Source organism: Brevibacillus panacihumi (assembly GCF_003710985.1).
In the GTDB taxonomy this organism is placed as follows: Bacteria; Bacillota; Bacilli; order Brevibacillales; family Brevibacillaceae; genus Brevibacillus; species Brevibacillus panacihumi.
Window position 1 is genome coordinate 1 of the sequence record NZ_RHHT01000091.1, and the last position, 12020, is coordinate 12020.

Sequence of the window (12020 nt, forward strand, 5' to 3'; positions counted from 1 at the left end):
AGCTGGTTTCCTCCCCTCCACAAGAGCTGGCAGACCACCATGCAAGACCGCGGGTTTCCAAGTCTTTGCACAAAAAAGGAGGGAGCTGCACATGAGGTTTTTTCAGTCTTTTGACACTCTGCTCACGCCCGCGAATGGGTGGGCGATGTCAACGGGAGCCACGATGGCTCCCGTTTTTTATTATCTGTACGGCAGCGAACGGCGCGATATTCTGATCGTCCTGCTGGTCATGATCGCACTGGATTGGATGACAGGAGTGTACGCCGCGAAAAAAGACCTGACCTACTCCTCCGAGTACGGGTTGAGCCGGATTCCGCGGACCTTGTTTTTGTTTGCTCTGCCGGCTGTCGCCAACCTGCTGGATCGGGTGGTGGGAACGCCGGGCTTTTTGTTCTTCGGCGTCACGTTTGGACTGATCTACCATACGTGGACCAGTCTGACTGCCAATGCCTTCCGGGCAGGATGGCCGCTGCCCAAGGCTGTAGTCAAGCTGGTGTCCTCGGAGATTCAGGCCAAGGCAGAGCGATCGACGAGGAAGGAGAAGGAATGATGCAGATCACGGACTGTTTTTTGACCAATCCAAACGCGCGTCCCGGGAAAACCATTCGCCCCAAAGGCGTGGTCATCCATTGGACGGCGAACAAATCGAGCGGCGCCAACGCTATGGCGAATCGGAACTACTTCAACAAGCCGACCACGATCGCAAGCGCTCATTATATCGTAGATGACAGGCAGATCATTCGCTGTCTGCCGGAAAATGAGATGGCGTACCACGTCGGCGCAAAATCCTATAAGCAGGATGCGCTGAACAGGCTGAGCAGCTATCCGAACAACTGCACGATTGGCATCGAAATGTGCGTCAACGCGGATGGACGTTTTTCCGAGGTGTACCGAAAGACAGTGGAGCTGGCAAGCCATATCCTGAAACAATACGGATGGGGCGTGGACAGGCTGTGGCGGCATTTCGACGTAACGGGGAAAAACTGTCCGGCCTTTTTTGTCACCAATCAGGAGGCCCTCGCTTGCTTCGGCGTGACAGCCGTCATGGCCTGGGAGAACTTTAAAAAAGATGTCCAGCGATTATTGACCGACGATTCGCTTGTACGGGAAGACGCTTTGCCCAGGTGCGCCATTCAGATCGAACTGCCCGCCACCGGCGCCCTCCATGAAGGGGTTGCGTATCTGCCGCTGCGAGCTGTGGCTGAAGGAGCAGGGGGCAAGGTAGAATGGGACCCGCTGACCAAAGGCGTGAAAGTAAATGGTCGAGAAGTGACTGCCCACAACGTAAACGGCATATCCTACACGCCTGCGCGTGAATTGGCCGAAGCGTTAGATCTGCAAGCAACCTGGGATGCAGAGAGTAAGACCGTCATCCTGCATGGAAATGGAAAGCGAAACTAACCCCTTCTCCACTCGTCTAACCCCTTGAAGGAGGGGAAACGAATGAACGGAAAAATACTTCTCTGCATCTGTAGTCTGGCATGTATCGTGCTCTTTGGCTGTTCATCACAAGAATATCCCCAAAGCGTTCCGCAGACATTGGTTCACCTGCAGGACGGGACTCCCCCTGAAGCCAGGGCGTACTTTGAGCAAAAATTAGGCGAAGAAGATGGCGGCCTGCATGTCTTCCACCAGGGGGAGCATACCTATTTGCTGTTGGCCGAGCCCAATAGGATGATCAGTACCGTCCAGGAGTATCCGGACCATATTCGGGTAGAGACCATCTATTCGCCGTCTACGTTGGCAGGAGGCACTTACAGCGGAGGCAAAGAAATTCCCGGCGTGCTGTACATTACAAAAATTCCCAGAACAGAGAAAGCCTACGGCGTATTTGCCCAGGAATCGTAAAGGAACTGCTTTTTCCTCATCATAAAATCGCCGGGAAAGAAATACGTTGGTAGTAATAGCCGGCGGAAAATCTGCAGATATGCTGATCTTCGGACAAGCAACGAAGCTATGACCTTTGTGAAATGGAGGGCAACCCCGCATGTCATTACCCAACATTCCCGACATTACGCCTCGCATCGATCTGAAGCGGGAGGAAGTCATTCACCTTTTGTTAGCTTCGGTCGCAATGGATGAAATCAGCCTGTCGCAAATCCTGAATGCCGAGGGGGAAAACATGCAGCGCCTCTTGGAGCGGGATCATGTGTCGTTGGAGGATATGATCCAGATGAACCGGAGTGTCGAGCGGATGCTGCGGACCATGGTCGGCAAACAAATTTTGCTGCAATTCAAGCTCGACCAGATCATGGAGCTGGACGGGAAACTCGGCGGGCAAGATGACACAGAAGAGGAGTAACCCTTTCCTTGCACGGGGTCTATCGGAAGCTCTGCGGCGGGCGGCAGACTTCGGGAGAGAAGAAGGAGCGTCAGGGGCAAACATCGGTCTCTTGGAATCCTCGATTGCTTTGGAAAAGTCTGCAACAACCCTCATGACGGCGCAAGCACTGCACCTCGCCTCATGGCTGCATACCTCTCAACCGCCCGAAACCTTCTCCTTGCCCCGTTTTGTTCGCTGGCTGGATTCTTATCGTGCATGGCTGGAAGCGATCCTTGCCTACCAATCTGCGACGTATCGGCGCTGGCAATGCTTCATGGCGCATGAAACGCTCCGCCGGAATGCCCAGACAACACATCTTTCCCCAGAATACCTGACACGGGAGCAGACGAATGCGGCGGCTTCTGCCTTTGGGCTTCTTGCGTCCACCTACTCCTTTTTCAGCTTTTGGCTGGTCCGACTGAGCACAGAGAAAGCGAAGGCAGCAGACATCGAACGATTGGAACATCTGCTCCTGGTGTGCGTGCAGCAGGGGGAGGAATTGCTGCGCCTGCTGTCGAGAAAGGGGGACGCATGGAGTGACAAAGAAAAGAAAAAGCTTCTTGCCTCTGACGATTTGCAGCAAAAACAGCGCTCCTTTCGCAAGGCGCTGGGAGAATGGGGTTCTGTTTGGAAGTCGCAGCCCCTTTTTTCAGCGGAAGGATCCAGACGGATGAACAACGTGATTCGAAGATTGGCGGAATACGGCCAGGACGCACGAATGACAAATCCTCCTATCCAAACAGCTCCGCCTGCAAAAAGGCCCTGGCTTCACAACGACGTCGTACCGGGGAGCAAAAAGAAAGAGTCCGGTCGCCGTTAAGTATCGTGGAGAAGACATGTGCATAGAGAGGAGGGAGAGATGTGTCTATTCCCGGTATTCCAAATATCGATCCCAAAATAACGATTACGCGGGACGATGCCGTCAATTTGCTTCTGTCCGCGATGGCGATGGAGCAGCTAAGCCTGACACAGATCCTGGCGGTCGAAGGGGATAAGATAAAATTTGCCTTGGGGACGCTGCCGGGGGCAGGATATGAGTCTGAAGTGACCATGGATGAATTGATGACGATCGACACTAGCGTGAAGGAGACGCTCAATACGGCGATTCGTCTGGAAATGCTGCTGCAATCCAGGCTGGAGACGTTGCTGCAGTTGCCTGAACGGTCTGAGGAGCGAGGTCCGGTCAAGCTATTTTCCGGAGTGGTGGAGACTGGACCTAGCGAAGAAGACGAGGAAGAGGAGATTCATATAGCCAGGGAGGACTTCGGAGCAAGCGAACTGGAACCAGTCATGGCGATAAATGGATTTGGCGCCAATACAAGAGGTGCGATTTTGCGCGTCGTAAAAGAGGGCATTCCGATCCCGCTGTCCGACAATCAGGTGCTGCAAGGGATCTTCACCGATGAGGAGCATACCGCCTTTACCGTTCCGGTGGATGGAAATTACCTGATCACCTATGTGATTCAATTTACAGAACCCCTGCCCATCCATGCCCGAATCATGATCAATGAAGAGCCCTACATCCCGACGGTTATCGCTTCCAGCGGGGAGCAATTTTCCTTCACCAATACAGTTCTGGCTTCATTGGCTGCAGGAGATGAGATTGCCCTGCAAGTGTATGGATTCGACGGCGAAGCTGTGCTCCAGACCGGAGCTGGCGCTACCTTGACGATCGTGAAACTATAGCGAAGAAGAGAAGGCGACGTTGAAGCCTTCTTTTTTTGTAGAGTTGTCCTGTTGTAGTTCAGTAGAAAATGTATAATAATGGAGAAAATATAACCTTATTACATACGGGGTGAAAGCGGTTGTTCATGGATCCATTGACAGAGTTTCTTGAGGCACAGGAAGCAAAGATCGTGGAACAGTTCAAAAACCAGATCGTCAAGTCTGAACACGACCCATTCAAAGACCGGATTCACTTAAATGGACAAGCTATGTATCGTATGGTAATTGGGTATTTTCGCGGGACCGTAACGGAGGAGAACATTCAGGAGCTGGCCTATCGGGTGGCTTGTGAACGCAATCGGGCTCAAATCAACATTGGGGACTTTGTACATAACGTCTGCATGGGCCGCAGGCTGATCCTCGACTCTTTGCAGGAGGGCGGAGTACCCGCCGCTCTCATGTTGCCCGTTCTCATGAAAATTAACGAATGTTTTGACATTTTCCTGGTCCACGCTGTTTCCAAATACACCGAATTGAAGGACAGGGACCTGGATAAGAAGCAGATGTTCATCGAACGGTCTCACAAAGACCGGATGACCATCCTGGGCCAAATGGCATCCAGTTTTGTACACGAATTCCGCAATCCTCTGACATCTGTCATCGGCTTTTCCAAGCTGCTCAAAGAAGATCATCCTGATCTGCCCTATCTCGACATTATTGAAAATGAATTATACCAGCTCAATTATCGGGTTTCCCAATTTTTGCTCGTCTCCAAAAAAGGCTCGGCTGCCGTCTCCAGGCGGATTGAGACGTTCAATGTGGCGCAGCTGATTGAAGATATATTGGCCTTTTTATATCCAACGATTGTTGATGTCAATTCGCAGACCGCGTGTGCGATCGATCCTTCTTTTGCCTTGACTGGCAACAGAGATGAGATCAAACAGGTTTTGATCAACATTATTTCCAATGCGCTGGATGCCTTGCAGCGAGTATCAGGAGAGCGGCTGATCCATATCGAAGCTTTCCAAAACGAGCAAGAAGCCAGCATCTCTATATCGAATAACGGAGTCCCGATTCCACCCGATATTTTACCGGTTATCTTCGAGCCGTTTTTTACGACAAAAGAACTGGGGACGGGGATTGGATTGTATGTATGCAAGGAAATCATTGAACGGCATGCCGGTACGATAAGCTGTGAGTCTTCGGATCGAAGCACCCATTTTCACATGACCTTTGATCAAAGAAAAGAATAGGCGCTGCAAAAGACAAGCAGGTGAAATCGGCATGGACTGAGTGCCATGTGATCTCACCTGCCAGAATCATTTCTGCTGTTTTTGCAGACCTTCGATTTCTTCGCTGACGACAAATGCCAGATCTTCATTGCCAAACAGGGAGAGAACTCCCAGTAATGTGGCGTGAGGGATTTCCTCGGATTCCTCCTTGGGAACCGTATTCTCCAGCATTTGGGCCAGCAGGGGATTGTCGCCCTGGTTGGGATAGGCGCGGCGATACAAGTCACGAGCATCCAGGCCATGATTGACACACCACTGGGCGAAAACGAGTATCATCATTCCCTCGTCTCGTTGATACGCTTGAATGACTTGGTTTTCCATTTCCTTCCTGTTCATCGGCATACTCCTCGTGTCCATCGTATGTCTATTGTAGGGAAGACAAGGAGTTCCGACAAGGGTAAATACGAAGATCAAGTGGTGCGCTTGGTGTGATTGGCCAATACGGGGAGCATGCGGGTATCCCTTGTCATTTCACCCTGACAAAAGGGACAAGTGGGGCTTTTTTCAAAGGAAAAATTCTCTCTCATCCAGCAGGAACAACCATCTGTGGTGCAAGCCCATATGTCTGTTTCTTCTTCTTCGATCGGGACTGCCGCTTTCTTTGAGAAATACACAGTGAACTCCTCCTTCGCGGGGCATCGTTCGTAAAGATAAACCATGTACCTCTATTAATGTGTGAGCAAACCCATAACTTTATACCAAGATTATTCTGGACTCCCAGCAAAAGGGTAAAAAAGAAGAGGGGAGCTACTCCCCTCGTGATTTTTCTTGCTCATGGTCGGGAATCAGGATTTGTCCCCCTGCTTCTGCATCGGCAATGGCCAACAGAATGGCTTTCGACAACGAATCTGGATGATATGGCTTGGTCAGATAGCGGACAGCCCCCAGATCGAATGCCTTTTTCTGCTCCTCGAAGGCACTGGAGATGATGATCGGGATCGTCTGCAATTCAGGCCGCATCTGCATGCGCTCGATGACTTCCCAACCGTTTTCGCCGTCCTTTAGGACCAGATCCAGCACGACAGCATCCGGCTTCAGCTCCTCGATGGCGCCCAAAGCCTGGTTGACCTGGGAGTACGAATGGACGGTGAACCCCGAGCCAATCAGTTCTTCACGAAGCAGCTCGGACAGGTTGGGGTCGTCCTCGATAATGACCACCTGTCCTTTTTCCGGTGTTCCCGAAAGAGAGACTTCGCTTCCAAGGCTATCGGATCGTTGGACCGTCGGCTGCTGGAAAAGGGGGAGACTGACCGTAAAGGTGCTGCCCCGTCCCGATTCAGACGCGACGGCAATTTCTCCTTGGTGCATGGCCACGATTTCCGAGACGATCGCAAGGCCAAGACCAGTCCCGCCGATTTCTCTCCGGTCGGAATTGTCCACCCGATAAAACTTGGTGAAGAGATTCGGCAGGGCATCTGACGGAATGCCGAGCCCTTTATCCGCAACATCGATCAGGAGACGAACCCCGTCTTCGCGGCAGGTGACTCGCACTTCACCGCCAAGCGGGGAGTACTTGACAGCATTGCTGATCAGGTTGGTCATCACCTGGCGAAGCTTGTTTCGGTCCCCTTCTACAAGAACCTGCGGCGTTTGCAGATCCAGGGCAAACGTATGGCGCGACGACTGTACCTGGTACAGAGCAAACACTTCCTGGACGAGCGAATCGATCGCAACTGGCTCCCTCTGGTAGCTTTGCAGACCGGATTCCATGCGTTGCAAGTCCAGAAAATCATTGATCAGGGCGGTCAGGCGCTTGGCCTCCTGATAAATGGCAGACACGTAGCGCTGCTGTCTTTCGGGCTTCAATTCCTTGTTGAGCATAAGCTCCGCAAACCCTAGGACGCTGGCGAGCGGGGTCCTCAGCTCATGGCTCACGGTGCTGACGAATTCGGACTTCATCCGGTCAATTTCGTATTCCCTCGTAATGTCGCGGTAGACCAGAAGAGTGCTCCACTTTTCCTGGCTTCGGTACAAAGGCTCCGCATAGAGCTGAATCTGCCGTCTCTGCGGATAGGTAATGGCAAAGACAAAGCTGCTCGCGGGTAGTAAGCCCTCATTGCGCACAGCGGCTTTTACAAATTGGGTCACTCGTTCGTGGTCTTCCGCAAGCATCTCCAACCGGGCGAGGAAGTCCTCTAGCTGCGTGTGAGGCAGAGTGGAGGACTGATCGTATCCCAGAAATTCGCAAAACGTACGGTTTACTTGCAGCGTATTTCCCTGCAAATCGATGAGCTGCACACCTTCCTGAATCGTATCCAGCATATCCTGTGTCATTTGACGCTGCTTTTCCGCCTCTTCGTACATCGCCAGCTTGTCCAACGAAAGCGAGATCTGCTTGGCCAGCCCCGTCGCGGTTTCGATGTCTTGAGGGGAGAAGGTCCGGTCGATCCGGGCAAAAACAATACAGGCCACGACTTGATCCGTTGCATTGAGAACGGGTATATAAAGCTCGGCAGTCATGGAATGTCCTTCGTAAAAACTGCGTTCCGACATGGTGCTCTCCCTTGTGAGGAGGTACGGCATGCCTGTCTCCTGTAGGCGGACGAGCGGGCCGTGCTCGAAGCCTTCCTGAAACGAGGCGAAGCTTTCCGAAGACAGACCCAGAGTGGCGCTGTCCCGTTCGTCATTCAAAAGGACGACAATCCCTTTATCGGCATTCATCGCCTGTGTCGTATTGATCACGATGCTGTGCAGCAGCTCCTGTTTGTTCAGGGTGTTGCTCAAAGACTGGATAATCTGGTTGCGCTTTTGCAAATAGCGCTCTTTCGCCTCCATCTGGGCGAGCGCGTCCTGCAGATCCTCCTGCTGCATCATCAATTCGTCCTGCTGCGCTTGCAGTTCTTCGTTTTGTGCGACCAGGACCTCTTCCTTCGCCTGAATCTGCCGCATCGAGTAATCCAGCGACCGCGCAAGAGTGCCGATCTCATCCGTACGGTCCAAGTCCTGCAGATGGACGGCTTCCCCTTGGGCGAAGCGCTCGGCCTGGGTGGAGATTCTGCCCAGAGGAACGCCAATATCGCGTGAGGTCCGGTGTGCCACATAGAGGGCGATGATCAGCACCAGCACGATGTAGAGAAGAAACCACGAGCTTTGCCGTGACAGGTTTGCAAAAAGGGTACGATTCTGATCGGTGAGCAGCTGCTGGCTCTGGATCTGATAGGCGGAAGCATAGCGAATCAGGTCATTGACTTCCTCGTTGATCCCGCTGGAGGAGAGCTTTCGCAGCGATTCATAGTCTCCAGCCCTCGCATAACTGGATGCGAGAGGAAAGATATCAGTGAAAAAATCGTCTACAAACTCTTCAATCTGCTGCACCATCGCGGCTTCCTGTGTGTTCAGGGGGAGCTGATTGAAGGATTGGATCAAGGCTTCTACTTGCCGTTTCTCGTTAAAAAGCTCATTATATTCGCTTTCATTCAGGAACGCATAATAGCCTCTCGCACGAAAGAAGATGAGAGAGGTGTGATCTACGAGCTGATCGATCAGCTTTTGTTTTTCCATCGAATTTTTAATGGCCGTTTGATAGTGAGAAAAAGCGCTGTAATTCATATACAGCACAATCGATGCCCCGGCGATCAGCAGGAAGAGAAAGATCAGCATCATGGACATGAAACGCCGCGTGATGCTTTTTCTCCGAAGTTGTTGAGAGTAGGTCATGCCAGCATTTCCTCGACTTTGCGGGCCAGTTCCAGGGGGCTGAACGGCTTGGGAATGAAATCATCCGCTCCAGCCGCACGCATGATTTCCTGATCGGAATGTTGGCTCTTGGCGGAGAGAATCAATACCTTCGTAGCTGTTTTGTCCGGCATTTGCTTGATCTTCTTCAATACGTCCAGACCGGTCAGCTTGGGCATCATATGATCCAGGATGATCAGGTCATAATCCCGCTGTCCGATTTTTTGCAGTGCTTCCTCGCCGTCACAGGCCACCTCCAGCTTGTGTCCCTCGTCCTCCAGCGTATCGCAGATGAGCATACGCAGGACTGCTTCGTCCTCTGCCAAAAGTATGGTTGCCATTTTCTTTCTCTCTCCAATTCCATGTAGCATCATTATACGACGCGTCTGATGAGACGCTTGATACGCGCTTCCAACTCACGCAGGTTGAAAGGCTTGGTCATGTAATCATCGGCGCCAAGCTGCAATGCCTTGACAATATCCTGTTCTTCGGTCCGTCCGGTCAGCATGATGACGGTGTATTTTTTCGTATAGGGCGAGCTTCGGATGACTTGAAGCACGTCCATGCCATCCATGTTCGGCATCATCCCGTCCAGGATGACCAGGTAAGGCTCCGGTCCGCTGTGCCAGTCACTCTGCAAAAAGGCTTCCCCATCCCGAAACATCTGGGTATCTGCCGTAATCCAGCCTTCGAAGCAGGCTTTCACCGATTCCGCCAGCATGGTGCGAATCATGGCATCGTCATCGATGATCGCTACCTTCAGCTTGACTGTGCCGCCTTCAGCCAATTGCGTATATTCAGGTGATTCGATGCGGCACCGGCCACATTTTTTTGCTTTGTACAGGGCATCATCAGCCAGCTCCAGCCAATAGGACAACGGCTTCTCCGGGGCCATAATTTCGACGACTCCTGCGGAAAAGCTGAGCGAAAAGGGGCCATTAGCAGATTCAAACGTGAGCTGGCAAAAGGCAGCAAGCATCGTCTCCAGATAGTGCTTGGCCGCGTCTTGGGCAGTTTGGGGCATCAACAGGATAAATTCTTCACCGCCGTAGCGAAACAAAATATCGTGTTTTTGCGCAGATGACTGGACGAAGTTGGCAAAGCGCGCCAGCACGTCGTCTCCGATCAGATGCCCGTATTGGTCATTCACCTGTTTAAAGTGATCGATATCCAAAAAAGCGAGCGAAAGAGGAGAAGCCGCGCGCAGAGCTTCGTGAAGCAATCGCTCGTAGGTTTGCTGAAGCGAGTTGCGATTGTAGGCCCCGGTCAGCTCGTCGAGAAACAGAATCCGATCGATCCAGCGCTTGCGGCGAAGCTGGCGTTCCAAGCGGATCGCCAGCTCCTCCACATCGAGAGGCTTGCACATGACATCGTCCGCCCCGAGACGGTATGCGCGAAAACGCGTTTCCCGATCAGAGTCGGTGCTGATGACAGTTGTCGGGACATACTGTTTTTTTATTTTCTCGCCAAGCGTTTTCATGACCTGGAAACCGCCCGTCTCCGGGATGTTGAGATCCACGATCAGGCAATCCGGGTGCATGTCATGGAAATAGTCCAATGCTTTATGGGGATAGACAGTCGCGATGACAGACCAATTCAATTTTTCCAATTCTTCTTTCAGATACATCAGCAACGTGACATCATCGTCCAGGATCAGCAAGAGAGGCTGCTGGTCGTATCGGTTCTCCCGTTCTCCGACCGAATCGTTTAGAAGCAATTCCTGGTCCAGACGGAGCTCGTAGGAGAGCGTGATCAACTCCATGAGAAAAGGCCGCCATTCATTGGTATGCCAATCCTTCGGAGCCATCTGATCCATTTGAACCAGGAGCGTATGGGAGACATCGGAGAAATCCTGCAGCCCGATTGTACCTGCTGTGCCTTTCAGCGAATGGAGGAAACGATAGAGATCCTCATGAGGAACAGGCCCAGTTTGTTCCAACCAGGCCTCCAATTGTTTCTGGATATTGTGAATCAAGGTATTGCGGTATTTCATCATGCGGTTTGTTTCCCCCGTTCGTTGCGATCACTATGGAGATTCACATCTAGATAGGTGGAAGTGTACCACATCAGAAATATTTATCCAATCTAAAATCAGTGAGGGAAAAATGAACGTTTAACCGGGGGTGCGAATGCCTATGACTGTAGGGAAAAGCCCTCTTCCATCAAGTATTGGGATGCTTCCTTGTAGGACTCAAAAGAAGCCTCCAGATTCAGTCCATGGTAGACGTTCCAGAGGGAATCCTCCTGCTGCAGCACCAGCTTGCGGTTTTGCTCATCAGTCCAGATTTCTTCTACCGGGGCATCCTCGGCAGCGGCATGGACGACGGGCTCCCGTTTTGTAGACAGCATCTGGATCGAGGCCTCGATGACCGCGCGCAGCTCGTCAGCCGAGAAATCGCGGATGTTGACATAGCCTTTGACATCCTTTTGGTAGCCCTTCAGATAGGCGGCGTATACGTAGCCATTGCCATTCGGATGAAGGTGATAGACAACCGTCTTTTTGTCGTGCAGGCTATCCTCGTAGTGGAAGTTGACTCGCTTGAGGGAGACATTGTTGCGGGTGAGCTGTGGAAACGATTCGATAATCGCCAGTTTTTCTTCAAAAGATAACATGGAATTCCTCCGTAAAAAGTCATAGTTTGTCCGTCGATTATATCACAGGTGGAGAGAAAGAATGGTAATCTACATTAGTATGTAGAAAGAGAGGGAGAAAGCATGAATGGCAAAAACCGCAAAGATATTTTTCCCGGTCTGGCAGTAGATATTGTATTGAAGCAGGATCAGCGAACAGGGAAACGAACGCGCGGGATCGTCAAGGATATTCTCACCAATTCCGCGACGCATCCGCATGGAATCAAAGTGCGCCTCGAGGATGGACAAGTAGGGCGGGTGCAGGAGATTATTGGTAATCAATAAGAATCTCCATGAGAAGCCCACGAAAGGTGGAAGGGGGACCAGGAAAAGCTGGTCGCGGAAAAAGGGAAAAAAAGCGCAAGGCATTTGGGATCTTGACCTAGGCGCAATGGAAAAAGGCGGAACACTCCCTTAGCGGCCAGCGCGCCCAG

14 protein-coding genes are annotated in these 12020 nt (G+C 51.8%); 8 read left to right on the plus strand and 6 right to left on the minus strand.

Annotated features, from left to right (window positions below; genetic code table 11):
- Positions 1 to 91 precede the first annotated feature (91 nt).
- The 7 genes from EDM58_RS25300 to EDM58_RS25330 all read left to right on the plus strand — a co-directional run bounded on the left by EDM58_RS25300 (position 92) and on the right by EDM58_RS25330 (position 5241).
- Complete coding sequence (locus EDM58_RS25300) at positions 92 to 550, plus strand: phage holin family protein (RefSeq protein WP_122915796.1); 459 nt, start codon at positions 92 to 94, stop codon at positions 548 to 550.
- Positions 547 to 1401, plus strand: a complete 855-nt coding sequence (locus tag EDM58_RS25305) for an N-acetylmuramoyl-L-alanine amidase (RefSeq protein WP_246001059.1) — start codon at positions 547 to 549, stop codon at positions 1399 to 1401. The genes EDM58_RS25300 and EDM58_RS25305 overlap by 4 nt, the downstream gene beginning before the upstream one ends.
- Before the next feature lie 42 nt (positions 1402 to 1443).
- Positions 1444 to 1848 carry a hypothetical protein gene (locus EDM58_RS25310; protein WP_122915798.1) on the plus strand — a complete coding sequence of 135 codons (405 nt, stop codon included), beginning with the start codon at positions 1444 to 1446 and terminating at the stop codon, positions 1846 to 1848.
- A 139-nt stretch (positions 1849 to 1987) separates the two neighbouring features.
- Complete coding sequence (locus EDM58_RS25315; RefSeq protein ID WP_122915799.1) at positions 1988 to 2302, plus strand: alpha-helical endospore appendage domain-containing protein; 315 nt, start codon at positions 1988 to 1990, stop codon at positions 2300 to 2302.
- Positions 2283 to 3143 carry a hypothetical protein gene (locus tag EDM58_RS25320; protein WP_148039360.1) on the plus strand — a complete coding sequence of 287 codons (861 nt, stop codon included), beginning with the start codon at positions 2283 to 2285 and terminating at the stop codon, positions 3141 to 3143. The genes EDM58_RS25315 and EDM58_RS25320 overlap by 20 nt, the downstream gene beginning before the upstream one ends.
- A gap of 41 nt (positions 3144 to 3184) precedes the next feature.
- Positions 3185 to 4009: a BclA C-terminal domain-containing protein gene (locus EDM58_RS25325; protein ID WP_122915801.1), complete on the plus strand. Its 825-nt coding sequence runs from the start codon at positions 3185 to 3187 to the stop codon at positions 4007 to 4009.
- A 125-nt stretch (positions 4010 to 4134) separates the two neighbouring features.
- The gene (locus tag EDM58_RS25330; protein WP_246001060.1) at positions 4135 to 5241 is read left to right on the plus strand and encodes a histidine kinase N-terminal domain-containing protein; all 1107 of its coding nucleotides are present in this window, start codon (positions 4135 to 4137) and stop codon (positions 5239 to 5241) included.
- Between the two features lie 66 nt (positions 5242 to 5307).
- On the opposite strand, the gene EDM58_RS25335 is transcribed toward EDM58_RS25330, so the two are convergent.
- From EDM58_RS25335 to EDM58_RS25360, 6 genes are all read right to left on the minus strand, one after another.
- Positions 5308 to 5616 carry a hypothetical protein gene (locus EDM58_RS25335; protein ID WP_122915803.1) on the minus strand — a complete coding sequence of 103 codons (309 nt, stop codon included), beginning with the start codon at positions 5614 to 5616 and terminating at the stop codon, positions 5308 to 5310.
- Between the two features lie 74 nt (positions 5617 to 5690).
- Positions 5691 to 5939 (minus strand): cold-shock protein, encoded by a 249-nt coding sequence (locus EDM58_RS25340; RefSeq protein WP_425455641.1) that lies wholly within the window; start codon positions 5937 to 5939, stop codon positions 5691 to 5693.
- Between the two features lie 88 nt (positions 5940 to 6027).
- Positions 6028 to 8937 (minus strand): hybrid sensor histidine kinase/response regulator, encoded by a 2910-nt coding sequence (locus EDM58_RS25345; RefSeq protein ID WP_122915805.1) that lies wholly within the window; start codon positions 8935 to 8937, stop codon positions 6028 to 6030.
- Positions 8934 to 9296 carry a response regulator transcription factor gene (locus EDM58_RS25350; protein ID WP_122915806.1) on the minus strand — a complete coding sequence of 121 codons (363 nt, stop codon included), beginning with the start codon at positions 9294 to 9296 and terminating at the stop codon, positions 8934 to 8936. Before EDM58_RS25350 ends, EDM58_RS25345 begins: the two co-directional genes overlap by 4 nt.
- 32 nt (positions 9297 to 9328) lie before the next feature.
- Positions 9329 to 10951, minus strand: a complete 1623-nt coding sequence (locus tag EDM58_RS25355) for a response regulator (RefSeq protein ID WP_122915807.1) — start codon at positions 10949 to 10951, stop codon at positions 9329 to 9331.
- Between the two features lie 137 nt (positions 10952 to 11088).
- Positions 11089 to 11568: a hypothetical protein gene (locus EDM58_RS25360; protein WP_122915808.1), complete on the minus strand. Its 480-nt coding sequence runs from the start codon at positions 11566 to 11568 to the stop codon at positions 11089 to 11091.
- 102 nt (positions 11569 to 11670) lie between these two features.
- Between EDM58_RS25360 and EDM58_RS25365 the strand changes: the two genes are divergently transcribed.
- Complete coding sequence (locus tag EDM58_RS25365) at positions 11671 to 11871, plus strand: YwbE family protein (protein ID WP_122915809.1); 201 nt, start codon at positions 11671 to 11673, stop codon at positions 11869 to 11871.
- The last annotated feature ends 149 nt before the right edge of the window (positions 11872 to 12020 follow it).

Excerpts from the sequence above, each read along its gene's own strand:
- EDM58_RS25300 (WP_122915796.1), top strand. The coding sequence starts at position 92 with ATGAGGTTTTTTCAGTCTTTTGACACTCTGCTCACGCCCGCGAATGGG.
- EDM58_RS25305 (WP_246001059.1), top strand. The coding sequence starts at position 547 with ATGATGCAGATCACGGACTGTTTTTTGACCAATCCAAACGCGCGTCCC.
- EDM58_RS25310 (WP_122915798.1), top strand. The coding sequence starts at position 1,444 with ATGAACGGAAAAATACTTCTCTGCATCTGTAGTCTGGCATGTATCGTG.
- EDM58_RS25315 (WP_122915799.1), top strand. The coding sequence starts at position 1,988 with ATGTCATTACCCAACATTCCCGACATTACGCCTCGCATCGATCTGAAG.
- EDM58_RS25320 (WP_148039360.1), top strand. The coding sequence starts at position 2,283 with ATGACACAGAAGAGGAGTAACCCTTTCCTTGCACGGGGTCTATCGGAA.
- EDM58_RS25330 (WP_246001060.1), top strand. The coding sequence starts at position 4,135 with ATGGATCCATTGACAGAGTTTCTTGAGGCACAGGAAGCAAAGATCGTG.
- EDM58_RS25335 (WP_122915803.1), bottom strand. The coding sequence starts at position 5,616 with ATGAACAGGAAGGAAATGGAAAACCAAGTCATTCAAGCGTATCAACGA.
- EDM58_RS25340 (WP_425455641.1), bottom strand. The coding sequence starts at position 5,939 with ATGGTTTATCTTTACGAACGATGCCCCGCGAAGGAGGAGTTCACTGTG.
- EDM58_RS25345 (WP_122915805.1), bottom strand. The coding sequence starts at position 8,937 with ATGACCTACTCTCAACAACTTCGGAGAAAAAGCATCACGCGGCGTTTC.
- EDM58_RS25350 (WP_122915806.1), bottom strand. The coding sequence starts at position 9,296 with ATGGCAACCATACTTTTGGCAGAGGACGAAGCAGTCCTGCGTATGCTC.
- EDM58_RS25355 (WP_122915807.1), bottom strand. The coding sequence starts at position 10,951 with ATGATGAAATACCGCAATACCTTGATTCACAATATCCAGAAACAATTG.
- EDM58_RS25360 (WP_122915808.1), bottom strand. The coding sequence starts at position 11,568 with ATGTTATCTTTTGAAGAAAAACTGGCGATTATCGAATCGTTTCCACAG.
- EDM58_RS25365 (WP_122915809.1), top strand. The coding sequence starts at position 11,671 with ATGAATGGCAAAAACCGCAAAGATATTTTTCCCGGTCTGGCAGTAGAT.